Source organism: Labrenzia sp. PHM005, assembly GCF_006517275.1.
In the GTDB taxonomy this organism is placed as follows: Bacteria; Pseudomonadota; Alphaproteobacteria; order Rhizobiales; family Stappiaceae; genus Roseibium.
The window spans coordinates 1,755,067-1,772,116 of record NZ_CP041191.1; the positions used below are offsets into that span (position 1 = coordinate 1,755,067).

At 55.9% G+C, this 17,050-nt stretch carries 18 protein-coding genes; 12 read left to right on the forward strand and 6 right to left on the reverse strand.

The window, feature by feature from the left end:
- Positions 1-10: 10 nt before the first annotated feature.
- Positions 11-1,435, forward strand: a complete 1,425-nt coding sequence (gene gndA / locus FJ695_RS08000) for an NADP-dependent phosphogluconate dehydrogenase (protein WP_141184940.1) — start codon at positions 11-13, stop codon at positions 1,433-1,435.
- Positions 1,436-1,571: 136 nt separating this feature from the next.
- On the opposite strand, the gene FJ695_RS08005 is transcribed toward gndA, so the two are convergent.
- On the reverse strand, positions 1,572-1,898 hold the full coding sequence (locus FJ695_RS08005) for a hypothetical protein (RefSeq protein ID WP_141184941.1): 327 nt from the start codon (positions 1,896-1,898) through the stop codon (positions 1,572-1,574).
- A 72-nt stretch (positions 1,899-1,970) separates the two neighbouring features.
- A complete protein-coding gene (locus tag FJ695_RS08010) occupies positions 1,971-3,059 on the reverse strand; it encodes a zinc metalloprotease (RefSeq protein ID WP_209010969.1) in 1,089 nt (362 codons plus the stop codon).
- A gap of 248 nt (positions 3,060-3,307) precedes the next feature.
- Between FJ695_RS08010 and FJ695_RS08015 the strand changes: the two genes are divergently transcribed.
- From FJ695_RS08015 to FJ695_RS08030, 4 genes are read left to right on the forward strand one after another with little or no spacing between them, the layout of a single operon-like run.
- Positions 3,308-3,628: a hypothetical protein gene (locus tag FJ695_RS08015; RefSeq protein ID WP_141184942.1), complete on the forward strand. Its 321-nt coding sequence runs from the start codon at positions 3,308-3,310 to the stop codon at positions 3,626-3,628.
- Between the two features lie 43 nt (positions 3,629-3,671).
- A complete protein-coding gene (locus FJ695_RS08020) occupies positions 3,672-4,268 on the forward strand; it encodes a L,D-transpeptidase (RefSeq protein ID WP_141184943.1) in 597 nt (198 codons plus the stop codon).
- Positions 4,269-4,294: 26 nt separating this feature from the next.
- On the forward strand, positions 4,295-4,969 hold the full coding sequence (locus tag FJ695_RS08025) for a L,D-transpeptidase (RefSeq protein WP_141184944.1): 675 nt from the start codon (positions 4,295-4,297) through the stop codon (positions 4,967-4,969).
- A gap of 42 nt (positions 4,970-5,011) precedes the next feature.
- The gene (locus FJ695_RS08030; protein ID WP_141184945.1) at positions 5,012-5,512 is read left to right on the forward strand and encodes a thioredoxin family protein; all 501 of its coding nucleotides are present in this window, start codon (positions 5,012-5,014) and stop codon (positions 5,510-5,512) included.
- A gap of 665 nt (positions 5,513-6,177) precedes the next feature.
- Here FJ695_RS08030 and FJ695_RS08035 read toward each other — a convergent pair.
- On the reverse strand, positions 6,178-7,071 hold the full coding sequence (locus FJ695_RS08035; RefSeq protein ID WP_141184946.1) for an AraC family transcriptional regulator: 894 nt from the start codon (positions 7,069-7,071) through the stop codon (positions 6,178-6,180).
- Positions 7,072-7,244: 173 nt separating this feature from the next.
- On the opposite strand from FJ695_RS08035, the gene FJ695_RS08040 reads away from it, so the two are divergent.
- A complete protein-coding gene (locus FJ695_RS08040; RefSeq protein WP_209010970.1) occupies positions 7,245-8,180 on the forward strand; it encodes an SDR family oxidoreductase in 936 nt (311 codons plus the stop codon).
- A gap of 102 nt (positions 8,181-8,282) precedes the next feature.
- Entirely contained in the window at positions 8,283-9,179 is an 897-nt protein-coding gene (locus FJ695_RS08045; RefSeq protein WP_141184948.1) for a complex I NDUFA9 subunit family protein, read from the forward strand.
- A 107-nt stretch (positions 9,180-9,286) separates the two neighbouring features.
- On the opposite strand, the gene FJ695_RS08050 is transcribed toward FJ695_RS08045, so the two are convergent.
- Positions 9,287-9,949, reverse strand: coding sequence for a helix-turn-helix domain-containing protein (locus tag FJ695_RS08050; protein ID WP_141184949.1), 663 nt, complete (start codon positions 9,947-9,949; stop codon positions 9,287-9,289).
- 81 nt (positions 9,950-10,030) lie between these two features.
- Here FJ695_RS08050 and FJ695_RS08055 point away from each other — a divergent pair, with 81 nt between their 5' ends.
- On the forward strand, positions 10,031-11,137 hold the full coding sequence (locus tag FJ695_RS08055) for an NmrA family NAD(P)-binding protein (protein WP_141184950.1): 1,107 nt from the start codon (positions 10,031-10,033) through the stop codon (positions 11,135-11,137).
- Positions 11,138-11,190: 53 nt separating this feature from the next.
- Positions 11,191-11,727, forward strand: a complete 537-nt coding sequence (locus FJ695_RS08060; RefSeq protein ID WP_141184951.1) for a carbonic anhydrase — start codon at positions 11,191-11,193, stop codon at positions 11,725-11,727.
- Positions 11,728-12,081: 354 nt separating this feature from the next.
- Here the strand turns inward: FJ695_RS08060 and FJ695_RS08065 are convergent, their stop codons facing one another.
- Positions 12,082-12,960 carry a LysR family transcriptional regulator gene (locus FJ695_RS08065; protein ID WP_141184952.1) on the reverse strand — a complete coding sequence of 293 codons (879 nt, stop codon included), beginning with the start codon at positions 12,958-12,960 and terminating at the stop codon, positions 12,082-12,084.
- A gap of 155 nt (positions 12,961-13,115) precedes the next feature.
- On the opposite strand from FJ695_RS08065, the gene FJ695_RS08070 reads away from it, so the two are divergent.
- Both FJ695_RS08070 and FJ695_RS08075 read left to right on the forward strand, forming a co-directional pair.
- Positions 13,116-13,736 (forward strand): glutathione S-transferase family protein, encoded by a 621-nt coding sequence (locus tag FJ695_RS08070; protein ID WP_141184953.1) that lies wholly within the window; start codon positions 13,116-13,118, stop codon positions 13,734-13,736.
- Positions 13,737-13,811: 75 nt separating this feature from the next.
- The gene (locus tag FJ695_RS08075; protein ID WP_168206293.1) at positions 13,812-15,467 is read left to right on the forward strand and encodes a pyridoxamine 5'-phosphate oxidase family protein; all 1,656 of its coding nucleotides are present in this window, start codon (positions 13,812-13,814) and stop codon (positions 15,465-15,467) included.
- Positions 15,468-15,539: 72 nt separating this feature from the next.
- Here FJ695_RS08075 and FJ695_RS08080 read toward each other — a convergent pair whose 3' ends face one another.
- Positions 15,540-16,280: an SDR family oxidoreductase gene (locus tag FJ695_RS08080; RefSeq protein ID WP_141184955.1), complete on the reverse strand. Its 741-nt coding sequence runs from the start codon at positions 16,278-16,280 to the stop codon at positions 15,540-15,542.
- 136 nt (positions 16,281-16,416) lie between these two features.
- On the opposite strand from FJ695_RS08080, the gene FJ695_RS08085 reads away from it, so the two are divergent.
- Positions 16,417-17,019: a TetR/AcrR family transcriptional regulator gene (locus tag FJ695_RS08085; protein WP_141184956.1), complete on the forward strand. Its 603-nt coding sequence runs from the start codon at positions 16,417-16,419 to the stop codon at positions 17,017-17,019.
- The last annotated feature ends 31 nt before the right edge of the window (positions 17,020-17,050 follow it).

Below are 17,050 nucleotides of genomic sequence, written 5' to 3' on the forward strand. Positions count from 1 at the left end.
GGCACTGAGCATGACCTCTCAAGGCGCACAAGCGGATATCGGCCTGATCGGCCTTGGCACAATGGGCGGAAATCTCGCGCTCAACATTGCGGAGAACGGCTTCCGGATTTCGGTTTTCAACCGGACGCTTGAGAAAACCGATCAATTCATGGCCAAGGCGGGAGCGCTGGCGGAAAAGCTGGTGCCCAGCAAAACGCTGGAAGACTTTGTTGCTTCTATCGCCTCTCCGCGTGCCATCATTTTGATGGTACCGGCAGGAGACGCCGTTGATGCTCAAATTGCAGCTTTGCGGCCTCTTTTGGATGCAGAAGATCTGATCATCGATGCGGGCAACGCCAATTATCATGACACCAACCGCCGTGCAGCTGACGCTGAGACACAAGGCCCGCGTTTCATGGGTATTGGCGTTTCAGGCGGTGAAGAAGGCGCGCGGTTTGGTCCGTCGATCATGGGTGGCGGGGCCAAGGATGCCTGGGATCAGGTCGGCCATATTCTGGAAGCCATTTCCGCAAAACATGAGGACGAGCCTTGCGCTGCGTTCCTTGGCGCGGCTGGAGCCGGTCATCTGGTCAAGACCGTGCACAACGGTATCGAATATGCAGACATGCAGATGATTGCTGAAGTTTATGGTGTGATGCGCGACGGCTTCGGGATGTCGTCCAATGAAATCGGCGATGTTTTTGAAAAGTGGAACGGCGGCATTCTGCAGTCCTATCTGATCGAGATTTCCTACAAGGTGGCCAAGACAGCGGATCCGGAAACCGGCAAACCGATGCTGGACATCATTCTGGATAAGGCCGGCCAGAAAGGCACAGGCCGCTGGACAGCGATCGAAGCGTTGATGCTCGGCACGCCCGCCAGTGCCATCGAAGCGGCCGTTGCAACCCGGAACATGTCCGCGCGCCTGGATGAACGCAAGAAGGGCGAAGCTGAATTCGGTGCCGCTCCGAACGAGATGGACCGTGAAGCTGTGTCCATCGATGCGCTCGAAGCAGCGCTCGTTGCTGGCAAGATTATCTGTTATGCGCAAGGCTTTGGTTTGATCCTGGAAGCGGCCAAACAATACGGTTGGGCGATGCCTTTGCCGGAGATCGCCAAGATCTGGCGCAACGGCTGCATCATACGCTCGGCGATGTTGAACGACATGTCCGCAGCCTTGGCCGATGACGATGAACGGAACCTGATGCTGGCGCCGTTCTTTTCTGACAAGCTCAAGGAAACCGAAGCCATGCTGCGCCAGGTGGTGGCCCAAGCCGCGCTTCACGGACTGCCAGTACCGGCGCTGTCCGCAGCGCTGTCTTATTTTGACATCATGCGCACCGGCCGCTCAACGGCCAACATGCTGCAAGGCCAGCGTGATTTCTTCGGTGCGCATGGATTTGAGCGGACCGACAAGGACGGCAGCGGCTATCACGGCCCATGGGCGATGGGGTGATCCGGCACACCACCAGAGAGATCGTTGTTGGAAAGGCCGGGGTGATCCGGCCTTTTGCTATTTTGGCCAGCCGTTTTTCAAACCCGGACAATTGGAAGGTCGGGTATCTGGGGTGAAGAGTTGTCCAAGTCATCCCTCACTGCTTTTTCCGGATCTCCAAGCGGTCGGCGGCAACGGACAAGACCTCTAGGATTTCCACTTGATCTCCGTGTTCAATGCGGACCTTCAGGCCATCTTCTTCGTCAATTTCCCACCGGCCTTCGGTGACGTTGCTAACATCGGCAGGGCCGATCCCGGCTCCCGCATATGAGTTGTCGTTGTTGAGCCGGAAGGCCGCGCGCCCACGGCTCGGCGGTAGTTGATGTTGTGGCGGGCGGAACACCATTGAGTCAGCAGTGTCTTCCTCGCTTGAATGGATCCACTCTCCGAGCAAGGGCGTGGCCCCAGTTTTCTTCTGTCCCATGTGTCCTCGGTCTCAAAGCTGTAGGTTCCGTGCCGGCTATTTGAGACCGGCACAGCCTATTATCCAGTCTTGCTAGACCCAGGATACACCATCAAACATCAGTTCCGAATGTTCGCCCTGTTCGCTGGCCGTTTCGCGGCTCGCCATTGCTTCAGGGTTGATCAAATCACCAGCTACAAATGCTGGAGTTCCGACCGGAGTTAAGCCCTCCGACTCAGTTAAAGCTCTGCGCGGCCCTGCCAATGCGGCGTTCATGCGCGCAACTTGTCCCTTGGTGAACATGAACATTGCCGCATCGTTTACATAGTCCATATAATTCATGAACATGTCCCCATGAGGCCCGTTGTTACAGGACATTTTCGGGAAAGACGGGGTTCCGGTGTTGGAGCCCGCCTGGTTGGGTGTATCGACGACATTGTCTGACCCCTGACAACCGATGCCATCGTCTCCCCAGATATGTAAGAGATCCAGGTAATGGCCAACCTCGTGGACCGCTGTCCGGCCGAGATTAAACGGGGCATTTGCTGTGCCTTCCGAACCAAAGGCTGTGGTGTTGATCACCACCCCGTCCGTTGCCGCCGGACCTCCGGGAAATTGCGCGTATCCCAGCAACCCGCCTTCGATGTTACAGACCCACATGTTTAAATACCGGTCGGTCGGCCAGGCGGCTTTGCCGAACTCATCGTGTTTGATCGCGCTGTCCAACTTCGCGATTGCAGCCGGATCGAAGCGGTCATAGGGGAATTCTTCCATCGACGTCCAGGTGCGGGTAATGCCGGTGGTTTCGTTTCCCATCGGGTCCCGTATAGCCAGTGCAAATTCGATCATGGGATCGGCAACAAACGGTTTGAAGGGATCGGGTACTTTGCTGAGATCTGCATTTTTTGCCCGGTAATCTTCATTCAGAATTCTGATCTGACTGTCGATTTGGCTCTGCGAAATGTTCTCTTCCGTTTCGTTGAAGAGAATATGTACAACAACTGGAATTCTGACAATCGATGTGCGTTCGGCCAGTCTCGCAGTACGGGAAAATGTCTCGATCCGGCGGCGGTTGGTTTGGTAGGTTTCATTTGTCGCAGCGAGATATTTGTGATGTTCCATCACAGCGCAGTGCCTGGAGTGTTTGTCCGGTTTCGAACTCGCTTTCGCTTTCTTCGCCATAATATTCCTCCCAAAAGCAGGGTGTATGAAAAAGGGTTTTGAGATCAAATTTTACTACTTTTACGTGGGAATTGTGGCGGCAACACTTGGCTTTTGTCCAGAAAGTATCGTGTTTTTTCGTTGTGTCCGGCCGGTGAAATGTCTAAATGGCGGTGAAAACCACTTTCTGCAGTCTGGGATATTCCCGCTCACGCGAGTGTGATTTGGCGTGCATAGGTTCTCTTAACTCTCTTCGATAAAATCAGCTCATGTTTCGCATACTGCTCATCATTGGCCTTCTATTCGCTGGCGCAACCCAAGGGTTCGCGCGCAAGGTGGATGTTGCCGTTGACGATGTGCCGTCTTACCTCAGTCTGGACCAGGTTGTTGCTGAGCTTCGAGCTGCCGATTGTTGTGACGAAACCGTGGTGATTCAGGCGAAGTCGACCTATTGCAAATCCGACTGCAAAGGCGTGATCGCTGGTCTTTTGGCCGTGCCCCATAAATCCGCGCAAGTGCCGGATGGTCTGGTGTCTACGCGTCAGAGTTCTGTGTCCGATTACCTGGAGCCAGGCCCTCCCAAGTCCTGAAATTTCACAGTTTTGACGGATCAAAGAATCCGCCTCAAGATCAATGAAATTCAGGAGACATCCCGTGATTACCAGACGAGACCTGCTGCTTGGAAGTGCAGCCGTGCTTGCCGCCTCACAGCCGCTTGTGGCTGAAGCGCACCACACCGCGAAATACAAGAATTTTAAAGTCGATCCACAATATGAACCGCAGTCCGTGCGTTATGGTTTCCGCTATGAACGCGGAACCATCGTGGTCGACCCGAAGAACCATTTCCTCTACCTGATCGAAGGGTTTGGCAAGGCGCGCCGCTATGGCGTTGGTGTCGGCAAGGCCGGACTTGCCTTCAAGGGCAATGCGAGCGTGGAGCGCAAAGCCGAATGGCCTAGCTGGCGGCCGACCAAGAATATGATCCGCCGGGAGCCGGGAAAATACGCCAAATACGCCAAGGGTGTGCCAGGCGGTTTGAACAATCCGCTCGGGGCCCGCGCGCTGTATCTTTATAAGAACGGCCGGGACACCATGTACCGCATTCATGGAACCACACAGCCGAAGTCCATTGGCCGGTCGGTCTCCAACGGATGTATCCGTATGATCAACGATCATGTCATCGATCTCTATAACCGCGTTCCGCTCGGAACCAAGGTTGTGGTGCTTTAAAACTTATCGATCCGGATACATCTGAAATGACAAGAAACGTGACACGGCGTCAGGCCCTGTCCGGCGGTTTGGCCATGGTTGGCCTTGCGCTGGCTGGCTGTTCGCCAACACGCACAGCGCCCGCACCGCAACCGGTTCGGCCGCCGGTCGATCGTGACTTCATCTTAAATTATGGCTCGCGGCCGAACGAAGAGTTTCCGCTGCCGGCGATTGATCCAAAGGTCCTGGAACCGAAATTCCGCCGCACACGTGTGGCGTATCAGAGCAATGAGGACGACGGGACGATCATCGTCGATACGACCAGTTTCTATCTCTATCTGGTTGAACCGAGCGGGACGGCCATGCGGTATGGCGTTGGTCTCGGACGGCAAGGTTTTGAGTGGTCCGGACGGGCGCGGGTTGCCTGGAAACGGCCCTGGCCGACCTGGACGCCGCCAGCTGAAATGATTGCCCGGGAGCCGCATTTGGAAAAATACAGTGCCGAGAACGGCGGCATGCAACCCGGTTTGGGCAATCCGCTCGGAGCCCGGGCGCTGTACATCTTCCAGGGCAATGTCGACACGCTCTACCGTCTGCACGGCACCAACGAACCGGCCTCCATCGGCAAGGCTGTGTCCTCCGGATGTGTCCGCCTCATCAATCAGGATGTGATCGATCTTTACGACCGTGTCCGGCCCGGAGCCAAGATCGTGGTGACGTGATCTGGGCCGCAGTAGATCTCAAAAATTCGAACAGGTGACCTCATGAAAAAGCACAGGAAACCGAAGAAACAAACGTCTAATAAACCTCAGTTGCAGAAGGCCAAGACCAGGCATAATGATGTCTCTGCCGGGCGCCGCAATTTCCTGCGGCTCACCCGCAATATTGTCATCGGCGCAGGTGTCGTCGGCGGAGTTGGCTATGCGCTTGCCAGCAATGTCATCAACACCCTGAACGAACACGATCTGACGCGGGTTGGCAATGGGACGCCGACTATCGTGCAGGTCCATGATCCGAATTGCTCTTTGTGTCTGGCCTTGCAGAAGGAAACCCGATCCGCCTTGAAGCAGTTTCAGGACGGCCGGCTGGACTATGTGATTGCCAATATAAAGTCCGCGAGTGGCCGGGCCTTTGCCAACCGCTACGGTGTTCAGCATGTCACTCTCTTGCTGTTTAACGCGGACGGCGAACTCAAGAACATCTTGCAAGGACAGCGTGGATCGCATCAGCTGAGGGCCGAGTTTTCAAGATTATTAGCCGGGTAAGTATCTGGAGCGGCTACTGCTTGATCAGCGGTATGAAAACGAATAGCTGCCGCCCCGGACTTGATCCGGGGTCAAGTCTTGCTTGTAAACGGTCCCGGCTCGGAAGTCGGGACGGCAAAGCCGGAAAGCGCCAGCACCAAATCCGCCGCGAGGAGGCCCTCCGGCGTTTTGGCTAAAAGTTCTTTCCTAAGCCACAGGAGTGGCGGGGCGCGCCGGGCCTTGCCTGCGCAACATAAAAAACAAGAGTCTTCGGCAAAGCTTGACTGCCCCGCCCGGGCTGTTTGGTGCGCGCCGTGGCACAGCACCGGCCAGACTCGAAGTGCGGGGTGTCAATCCGCCCTCCGCAGCACGCCCAGCCGGCCGCTACTCGGTGTTGCCGCTGCAGGGTCACCGCCGTCCATTATCGCGCCGGACCCCGGTCCGGTTCGTTACACCGGCCCGTCAGCCCCGCCCGATCCGCTCCCTCATGAGGGACGGTCCCCCAAAAAGCCCGTGTGAGCGGATACACGATCATCATACGCTAGGGGAGTGGGGCGTGGATAAGAATTCTTTGTGTCAGGAAAGGCGTCCGTCTGTTGCCAAGAGCGCAAACGACGGATGTTCCGGAAAAACCGGACGCAGGCCCTATTGTCAGGGCTGTCGCGGCTGGAAAAACCACGTTGCCCTCATATCAGTCCCGCGGGGAGCTGTGTCGCCTGACTCCACTGTTTGGGCGATTGTCCATACAGGCGTTTGAATTCGCGGCTGAACTGTGAGGAACTCGCATAGCCCACGTCCCAGGCCGCTTCGCTCACGTTCATTCCGCCGGCAATCTTCATGGCGGCGTGATTCAAGCGCATGGATTTCGCGAACTGGATCGGTGACATCGAAGTTGCCTGTTTGAACTTGCGGTGAAACACGGCCCGGCTCATACCGGCGTGTGCGGCCATGTCATCAATGGTGACCAGTTCATTCAGGCGTGCTGACAGGAATTGAATGGTTCGGGCGATTTCGTTGCCAACCCCGAAAGCTCGGCGCGCGGCGATACCCGCGTCACCCTTCAAAACGGCATAATAGAGTTCGCGGAGCCTGCCTTCCCCGAGAACCGCTGCATCCAACGGGTTAGAGGCAAGTTGGATAAGCCTGTGCAGGGCATCGGTGAAGGCTGCATCCCACTCGGCAAGCGCCAGCCCCGGTGGCGGCGCGCCGCCGCCAGTTCTCTGGATAGAGCCAGTGGCGCTCTCAATCTCAATGGTCAGTTCGGTCATCACCCGCGTGTCAAGGGAGATTATGACGCCGAGGAGCGGTTTCTCCAGTGAGGCAGTTGGCGTGCCTGCCTCCACCGGCATCGACATCGGGCAACAAAGATACCGTCGGCTGTCATAAACATGCCGTTTGCCGTCCAGAATGGCTTCTTTGGCACCGTTGACAATGGCAACGACTGTAGGCTCGTAAACCGCAGGTGTGCAGGCTATCGGTTCTGTAACGCGGAAGAGCTGCACGCCCTTTACCCCGGTTTCGACCAATCCGGCATCTGGGAGGCAGGCGTCGATGATCTGTCTGATCTGTTGTCTGCTCATATCGTGGACTTGCCATGGGAAAGTGCCTAATGCAACTCTTTTGAGACAATCAGGCATGTTTTGAAGATTAATTCGCCTGCTTTTTCTCTGTTTCGATACCTATGTTTTATTTCATGTCGGCGGGAATGTCCCGCCGAAAACAAGTAGCCAGCCTTTGCTGGAAGGAGCATGACGTGGAAAATAGATTTGGGCCAAAAGGCTGGACACCGGAGCGCCTTGGGTCTCTTGCGGGCAAAACCTATGTGATCACCGGTGCAAACGGGGGCGCTGGTTTTGAGGCTTCGCGGGTATTCCTGTCAAAGGGCGCGCGCGTGGTGATGATGAACCGCAGTGCGGAGAAGTCAGTTGGGGCCATTGATGCTTTAAAACAGGAGTTCGGGCCGGACGCTGAGGTCAGTTTCATCCGCATGGACCTTGCCGTATTGGAAAGCGTGCGGGAGGCGGCAGCGGAAATCCGGTCAACAGTTCCCCAAATAGACGCCCTCATTTGCAACGCGGCCATAGCGCAGGTGGCCACACAACAGCTTACTGTGGACGGCTTTGAAAGCCAGCTTAGCGTGAATTACTTCGGTCATTTTCTGCTGTGTGGGTTGTTGTACGAGCGTGTTGAACAATCCAAGGGCAGGATCGTGGTGGTTGGCAGCAATGGCTATAAGATGGGCGACAAACGGATCCGGTTCGAAGACCTGAACTATGGCAAGGACTACTCCGCATGGAACGCCTACGCCCAGAGCAAACTGGCCCAGATGATATTTGGTTATGAGCTTCAGCGCCGGGGGCAGGCAGCTGGCAAGGCCGTACAGGTCCACGTTTGTCACCCCGGCGCGTCGCGAACCGGATTGATCCGCGACACGGCAAGTCTCACCACAAGGGTGCTGGCCACTTTGCTTTCGCCGCTGGCACAATCCGCAGAGCGAGGCTCCTGGCCAGAGGTCATGTGCGCCACGGAAGAGGGGCTGGAACCAGCAAAATATTACGGACCAACGAAGTTCGAAATGGTCGGCCCAGTTGGGGAGTGTGCGCTGGAAGCATTCGCTCTGGACCGAGAACAGGCTGCCAAGCTTTGGGCACTCTCCGAGGAGAAAACAGGATGGAACTGGTCGCTGTAGGCGGCACGTTTCTCGAGCGCCATTTGCTGGGCAGACCGCAGCTTTCGGATTTCTGCCGCATGTTGATGCTAAAAACGACGCCTGCGGAGGTGTGATCGTTATATGGCAAAAGGGGACGTGATCGTACTGGGTGGAACTGGGTTCCTCGGACACCGGGTCGTTCGGAAGCTGCTGGAGCGCGGACACTCAGTTGCTGTCGGGACCCGGTTTCCTGAAAAGATTGCTCGCCACTCCAAGATTTGGGGGCGTGAGGTTCGTCCGGTCAAGGTCGACCTGCTGAACGATGAGGTTTTGAGCCGCGCCCTTGATGGTGCGGGAACTGTGATCAACTGCATCGGGTTTTATGTTGAAACGCGCGATCAAACCTTCTGGGACGTTCATGTCGACGCGGCGTGCAAAATCGCAGACGCCGTCGAGGCTTCCGGGACTTGCAAGCTGATCCACATTTCCGGGATTGGGGCGTCTCCGATGGCCCGCTCAGCCTATGTTCGCGCGCGCGGTGAGGGCGATGAGGCGGTCCGCAGTGCCTGTGCAAATACCATCATCTTACGGCCAAGCGTTTTGTTCAGCCGTAGCGGCGCCTTTTTCGGTGACCTAGATGCAATCATACGGATGCTTCCAATTGTGCCGCTTTTCGGCACAGGCGGGACACGGCTTCAACCCGTTTTCGTTGGCGACGTCGCTGAAGCTATCTGCGAGGCTGCAGATCAGACCGATAATTCTGGAGCAATCTATGAGCTCGGCGGGCCTGACGTGTTCAGCTATCGTGAGATCGTGACCCGACTCGCCGCCCGCTCGGGCCGGCGCCGGTTGCTGCTGCCAGTGCCATTTCCAATCTGGTGGCTGCTTGCTGACCTGGCAAGCCATTTACCGCGCCCGCCGGTCACTTCTGGGCAGGTGGACCTGATGCAACGGGATAACATCGTTGCCACTTCGGCCAAGACCTTCGCAGACCTCTCAATTGTTCCAAAATCTGCCACGTCTCTGGATCTGGTTTGATAGGACTTGCTTCACGCGAAAACTGTATTCAGGGGGACGGTAACAGTTGACGCAGATAATACAAATTGCGTGGATCGAAGTGGAAACGATGTTCTGCTTGGTGAAATTCAGCCCGTCAACAGATCCGTCACACGTGTCATCAGCATCAAAAACTCGGCCTCCTTGCCAGGTGTTTTGACATCCAGATCCGCGTGATCGCGCAGGAAAACGTTTGGCTCCATTTCGCCTTCGGACATGGCCAGCAGCGCTTCATATCCGGTCGTGAAAATGAGATCTGGGTTTGCCGAAGCGGAGTACCGTGCGTTGATGGTGCCATTTTCAACCTGAAGATCGATTGCCTCGCCATCGACGCGCAGTTCTGCGCGGAAAGATAGATCGTCCGTTGGAACCCGCTTGGCTGCCGCGCCTAAGGTGGTGGCAACGGTCCTGAGATTTCCGGGTCTAATCGTTGGAACCTCCGGTTTGAACTGCCCGCCAAACATAGCCAGCTCAAAAATGACATTGCCGGTCTGCCGGCCAAGATCAGTCAGTTCATAAACAGTGGTGCCATGGCCAGCGTCCTGTTTTTCGATCAAGCCGTCGTCGGCAAGCTTGGCTAGCCGTTCGGTCAAAAGGTTCGCTGCGATACCGGTCAATCCCCGTTGAAGTTCTGAAAACCGGGCTGGGCCTGCATGCAGATCCCGCAGGATCAACAAGGTCCAGCGGTCTCCGATCCGGTCGAGCGCGCGAGCAATCGGGCACAGCAATTTGTAAGACCGGGCTTTGGTCATTTTGTCCTCACGGTTTTGTTACTTTAAAAAATAAAGTGATCACTTTATTTATCTAACCAGAAACTAGACAGGAGACCCGCCGTGTCAACACTGCCGAACATTCTGGTTACCAGCGCTGCCGGAAAAACCGGTTTGCCGCTCACCCTTCAACTGCTCGAAAAGGCCTTTCCTGTTCGGGCTTTCGTCCGCAAACGCGATAACCGGTCCGACCTGCTGGCCAAGGCAGGCGCTGAAATCATTGTCGGCGATCAATATGCCTTGAGCGACATGCGCAAAGCGATGGCCGGGATGCAACGGGCTTACCAATGTGCGCCGACCGCGCCGAATGGATTGCACTACAATGCGGTGTTCACTGTTGCTGCGGTCGAGGCACAGCTTGAGCATGTTGTGACTTTGGGCCAGTGGCTGTCGGCGGCCGATCATCCGTCCTTGTTCACCCGCGAAATCTATTTGTCTGACACACTCATTCGAATGCCATCCGGCATGACAGTGACCTCGGTCAATCCCGGCTGGTTCGCCGACAATTATCTGATGGTACTGGATATGGCCGCGCATCTCGGCCTGTTCGCGATGCCGCTCGGTGAGGGCAGCGTCAAAAAGAACGCTCCGCCGTCCAACGAGGACATCGCCAGCGTCGCAGCAGCAGCCTTGATCGACCCAACATCTCATGCGGGAAAAACCTATCGGCCGACCGGACCTGAGTTGTTGTCGCCCAACGACATCGCTGCGGCCATGGGCCGGGCGCTGGGCCGGAAAGTCTCCTATATGGACATTTCTGAAAAGATGATGACCAAGGCACTTCGGGCCCATCCGCCGTCCAACTACTCCGAAGCCGCGGTCTCACAGCTTGCCATTTATGCAGAAGAATACCGGCGCGGCGCCTTTGCCGTGACCGCGCCAACCGATCATGTTGCCAAGGTCGGTGGCCGACTACCTGAGACCTTTGAAAGCATTGTCCGGCGGACGATCGCGGAACGGCCAGATCTCAAGGCACGCTTTTCCAAGCGGATTGGCGCTTTGGCCGGTTTTGCAAAGATGCTGCTGACGCCTGCCTTGGACCTGGATGAGATCCAAAGAGAGCGGGACTACGTCCGGATTGCCCAACCCCAGTTCTGTCAGGACACACCGGAGTGGCAGGAAACCCATTCTTCTGCCGCGCTGAGGACACCGCTGCGGCAGGCATCCTGATTTTTCATGACATCTAAGACGACCTGATCCCAAACCTCCAGGAGATCCATCACATGACAGCCACTTCAATCTTGTTGGAACGTAACCAGGCTCTAGCCGAAGGTTTTGATGCCGCGGATCTACCGATCCTGCCGAAACTCGGTACCATGATCCTCACTTGTATCGATGCCCGGGTCGACCCAGCCCATATCCTTGGCCTGGAGCTTGGGGAAGCCGTTGTGATCCGCAACAACGGCGGACGGGTAACCGATGCTGTGATCCAGGAAATCGGTGCTATTGCCTTCATGGTCAAGCAGATGAGCGGTGGACAAGGGGGCGGGTTCGAGCTGGTGATCCTGCAGCATACTCAGTGTGGTGCGCAGCGTTTGGCTGATCCTGAGATGCAACAGGCGCTGAAAAAAAACCTCGGTATCGACGTGTCGCAGTCAGCAATCCATGATCATGAGGAGACGATGAAAGACGATATCAAGCGACTGCGCAGCGCCCCGGAAATCCCGGACAACATCGTTGTGTCTGCGCTGCTCTATGATGTGAAAACGGGCGCTGCACGCGAAATCGTTGCGCCAAAAATGCTTGGAGGGAGAGCTTAGAGCCTGTCGCATCTAATTGGTTTCATTTGACCGCGACACATTTGATCTCTGGCTAGGCGGTTTGCGTGCGATGGTGTGATCACCATAAGCGCAAAACAACGACGCAAGTGAGCAAATGTGTCCGGCCCTTTTTCTTTCGCTTTTTGATATTGATGGGTGTAGAAAATCGGCCCATCGGCAGCGTTGCGCCGCTCACACGATCAACCAGATCGCGTTTCACGAACGCGCCTAGCCGAAGGAGCCGTTTTTCAGCATCAAATGGATCCAATTAGATGCGACAGGCTCTAACTTCCCAGCTTATCTGAAAATAGGTTCGGGCTGGAAAGTTCCATAACCGATGCCCGGACCAAGATCTCAAAAACTCGCACTTAAATGATCGATCAGGGCACGGACCCGCCGAGTCAGATGCCGGTTGGGCGGATAGAGCGCGTAAAGACCAAAAACACTGGTTCGATAGTCCGGTAGAACCCTCTCCAAGCGGCCATTTTCCAGCTCGTCTTCGATCGCGTAATAGGGTGCAAGCGTGATGCCGAGACCGCCGATGGCCATGCGGGCCAGCGCTCCGGGAGAGTTGGTCTGAACGGCGCCGTGCAGCCGCACGACATGTTCCTGATCCCTGGAAAAGAACCGCCAGACATTTAGCTCAACCTGATTGTTGTCGACGAGGCAGACATGGGTGCTGAGGGCTTCCGGCGCGGACGGCCGGCCATGCCGATTGAGATAATCCGGTGCGGCGCATAGTACCAGCTCCATGTCGGAGAGCTTTTTCGCTATCAGTGTTGAATCCCGCAAGGCGCCAATTCGAACAGCCAAGTCAAACCCTTCTTCAACCAGAGCGACCCGGTTGTCCGTCAACTTCATGTCGAGTTCGACATCCGGATTTTCTTTCAAAAACGGGATCAATGCCTGTACGAGTTTTGTGCTGCCAAATCCTGTTGGTGCGGTTAGGCGGATGGGACCGGAGAGGGCGGTCTGGCGTTCGCGCACCAAAGAATCCAACTCATCCATCTGCTCCAGAAGTGGGCGGGAGCGTTCCAGATAAGCAGCGCCAACATCGGTCAGCGAAACACTGCGTGTGGTCCGGTTGAACAGCTGGGTCTGCAACTGGCTTTCGAGCTGTTGGACGTATTTGCTAACCAGCTTGGTTGACAAACCGAGACGGCGGCCGGCTCCGGTAAAGGACCCTTCTTGAGCCACAGCAACGAACGCTCTGATGGTTTCAATCTTGTCCACGTGGGGGCTCTCTTTGGCTATATTGTCTCCGTAATATACATAATCATTGAATAGATTGGAGTATTATATCTTTTTTGTGGATCTGCATATTTCGTTCAGCGCGACACCAAAGACAGTTCACGTGTTTCGCGATCATAAAATTTCAGGAGAACGAAATGTCCAATGCCGTCAAAGTTTACAGCTTCCCGCTGTCTGGTCACTCACATCGGATCGAGCTTTTTGCCAGCCTTGCCGGAATCAATCATGAGATCATCAAGGTTGATTTGGCCGTAGGTGAACACAAGCAGCAGCCGTTCCTCAAACTCAATCCGCTTGGCAAGGTGCCGGTGATCGAAGACGGTGATGTTGTCCTCTCGGATTCGAATGCAATTCTGGTCTATCTGGCCCGGAAATATGCATCCAACTGGTTGCCAACGGATCCCGTTGAAGAAGCTGAAGTCCAAAGAATTCTGTCGCTTGCGGCCAATGAAATCGCCAATGGACCGGCAGCAGCGCGGTTGGCAAATGTCTTTGGTGCGGACGTTGACACCGACCGGGCGAAGGGTATCGCAGCGGTCGTTTTCGAGTATTTCGAAACCCACCTGAATGACCGGGAGTGGCTTGTTGGCTCCAAGCCGACGATCGCAGATATCGCGGTCTATACCTACACGGCGCATGCACCGGAGGGAGATATTTCTCTCAAGGATTATCCGAAAATCCAGGCTCTGCTGGCCCGCATCGAAGCGTTGCCAGGGTTTGTGCCGATGCCGAAAACACCGGTTGGCTTGGCCGCATAAACTTTGCTTGGAGGAGGGGCATTTGCCCCTCCTTCCGCCGCAGTTTCCTAAGAAATTGTAGTCAGGATGAGTTTGATGACTGTGTTTCATTCACCGGAAGACACTGCCGGTACGCCGTCCCCGTTTCATTACGGAGAACAACAGGTACAGGAGCGGCTGGGCGTGCGGCAAATCGAAGATTTTGCCCGTAAGGTGATCCGGCCGTATATGCCCGATCAGCACCGCAACTTTTTTGAAGCGCAGCCGTTTCTGATCGTGTCTGCACGGGACAATCACGGACGACCGTGGGCCACGGTCCTGGAGGGCGCGGAAGGTTTTGTGGCATCTCCGGATCCAGAAACTCTGACGATTGGGGCCAGGCCGGTCCCTGGCGATGCGTTGGAGCAGTCATTTTCGACTGGGACCGATATCGGCATTCTTGGGATCGAACTGGAGACTCGCCGGCGCAATCGTGTCAACGGGCATGTCGCGGACAATCGCGACGGGCAGATTTCGTTTGCGGTCGGCCAATCCTTTGGCAATTGCCCGCAATACATTCGCGAACGTCCCTATTGGCGTGTCTCCGAGCGAACGCCAGGGCCGGTACAACGCGGGGGCGGATTGTCGGAGACCCAGCAGGACTGGATCCGGGCAGCGGATACCTTCTTCATTGCCAGCGGCTATCGCGGTGAGGGCGAAGACAGATCCTTTGGAATGGATGTCTCCCACCGCGGCGGGGAGCGTGGTTTTATTGAGGTGATCGATGACCGCACCATCCGGTTTCCGGACTATGCCGGGAACAATCATTACAACACGATCGGCAATCTGCTCGTTGATCCTAGGGCAGGGTTCCTGTTCCTGGACTTTTCCAGTGGCAGCTTGCTGCAACTGACCGGTACGGCCAGCATCGACTGGGAATCCGAGGATGTTGATGCCGTTCCAGGTGCGCGTCGCCTCATAACTTTGACGATCGAGGAGAGTGTAGAACTCCCTTCCGCCTTGCGTCTGCGCTGGCAGGAAGAAGCGGACTCAGCACGTTCGCTGCGGCTCGTTGAGAAGACACGGGAGAGCGCCGATGTCATGTCATTTGTTTTTGAAGCCCGGGACGGCGGCCCGCTTGCGCCTTTTAAGGCCGGGCAGCATTTGCCAATCGAACTTCAAATCCCAGGAGCCGGTGCGAAGATCAGCCGTTCCTACTCCTTGTCTGGCTCGCCAAAAGATAGCGGCTACCGCATCTCTGTAAAACGCGACCCGCATGGACTGGGCTCACGATATTTGCACGACGGGCTAGACGTCGGCAGTCTGGTGCAATCCCGCAAACCTGCCGGTGGTTTTGAGGTTTTGGATGGGGATGCGCCTCTGATTCTTGTGAGCGCGGGGATCGGCGTCACGCCTATGCTGAGCATATTGCATGAGGTGGCGGCTGAGCCGGGGTCCCGGCCTGTGTGGTTTGTGCACAGTGCGCGCGATGGCGCGCATCATCCATTCAGCGATGAGGTTATAAAACTGGCTGAAGGGCGCGAGTGGATCAATGTCCTGACCCACTACAGTCAACCGCAATCCTCTGATCGGCTGGGCGAGGATTATCACCGGAGTGGCCGGATCACGGCAGCCAGCCTGACCGAACTCATTCCCGGTCCCGGAACAGAATACCTTCTTTGTGGTCCAGCTGGTTTTACAGCCGAGATCAAGTCAGGTCTTGAAGCTCATGGGATACCGGAAACCCGGATCCATTCCGAGAGTTTCGGATAGCAGGCAAAAGCAAACCGCGCAGCCAGAGTGTGGTCCAGCTGCGCGGTTTTGTGGGTATCTTGTCAGGTAACGTTAGCCCGGGAGATAGGTCTGGCCGACAAACTTCGCAGTCGCGTCCGGAGCGGCAAGGAACTGCTCATAGAGCTGCGTTGAAGTCGGATCCGGGAAGACGTTTTCTTCTCCGTTTTCCAAAGCGTCGAGGATCTGACGAACAACCTCTTGTGGTGCGGTTTTGTCGGCATCGAATTGCTCGGCCATATCGGTGTCCACCGGCCCTGGATAGACGCCGACAACCTGTGTTCCCTGACCAGCGAGTTCAGCGCGCAGGCCCTGGGTAAGTGAATGAACGGCAGCTTTGGAGGCGCTATAGGTGCCCAGAACCGGGAAATTGATGTGCGAGGCGATGGAGCCAATGTTGATGATCGCGCCGCCGCCGTTTTCCTTCAGAACCGGAGCAAAAGCCTGGGACACATTCAGAGTGCCGAAGAAATTGGTTTCCATTTCAAGGCGGCCCCGCTCATCAGCGCCCGGCGTTGTGAAACTGGAAAAACCTGCGGTTCCGGCATTGTTGACGACAAGCGCGACGTCCTTGTTGGCAGCGGCCGCAGAAATATCTTCAGCGTTGGTGACATCAAGTTTGAGGGCCACCACCTTGCCGCCGTTCTCGGCGACCAGATCCTTCAAATTGTCGGTGTTGCGGGCACCGGCGTAAACCTTTGCCACGCCACGGGATAGGAGTTCTTCAACAAAAGCCCGGCCAATTCCGCGGTTTGCGCCAGTAACCAATGCTGCTTTTCCTTCGATTTTAGACATCAATCTGAGTTCCTTTTGGAGTCGGGTGTGGAATAAAGTACGCTTCGGTATTTTAATAAGATCTTGAATCCGGAATTCAAGAGAATAAAATACGGATTGGTACTTTAATTTGCCCCGATGATGGAAGTTTGATCCGATGCCCAGAGGCCGGCCGCGAAAAATCGACCCGCAAGATGCGCTGAAATCTGCCCTGCACACATTGTGGGAACAGGGCTATGACCGCACGTCTATGGCCGATCTTGTTAAAGCCACTGGCATGGCAAAGCCTGGTCTTTATGCAAACCTCGGCGATAAGGACGAAATCTTCCAAAAAGCCCTGGAGCTGTATCAGGACGAAATGGGCACTCCGATGATTGAGGCGCTGGTTCATTCTGACGAGGCGCTTAAAGACAGTCTGCGGGCAGCCCTGCGCGGGGTTGTCCATGCAAAAGAGGGTAGCGGATTGCCGGAGGGCTGTTTCATCATCAACAGCACGATCAATTGCGCGGCCCAGCCAGATCATATTCAAGATAAGATGCGCGCCATGAACATGGCACGGCGCGATGCTTTTCTTCAGCGCTTGGAGCGGGCGCAGACGGATCAAGAGCTGCCGGAAGGCACAGATATTGTCGCCCTTGCCAATTTCTTCGCAGGACAATCTGCGTCAATCTTCACCATGTCGCAGGCCGGCCTGCCGCTTGAAGATCTTGAAGCGATGATTGAGGTCAGCCTGTCGGTTCTGCCGGACGCCAGCGATTGACAAAAACAGCAAAACCGGCACGCCACTGCTG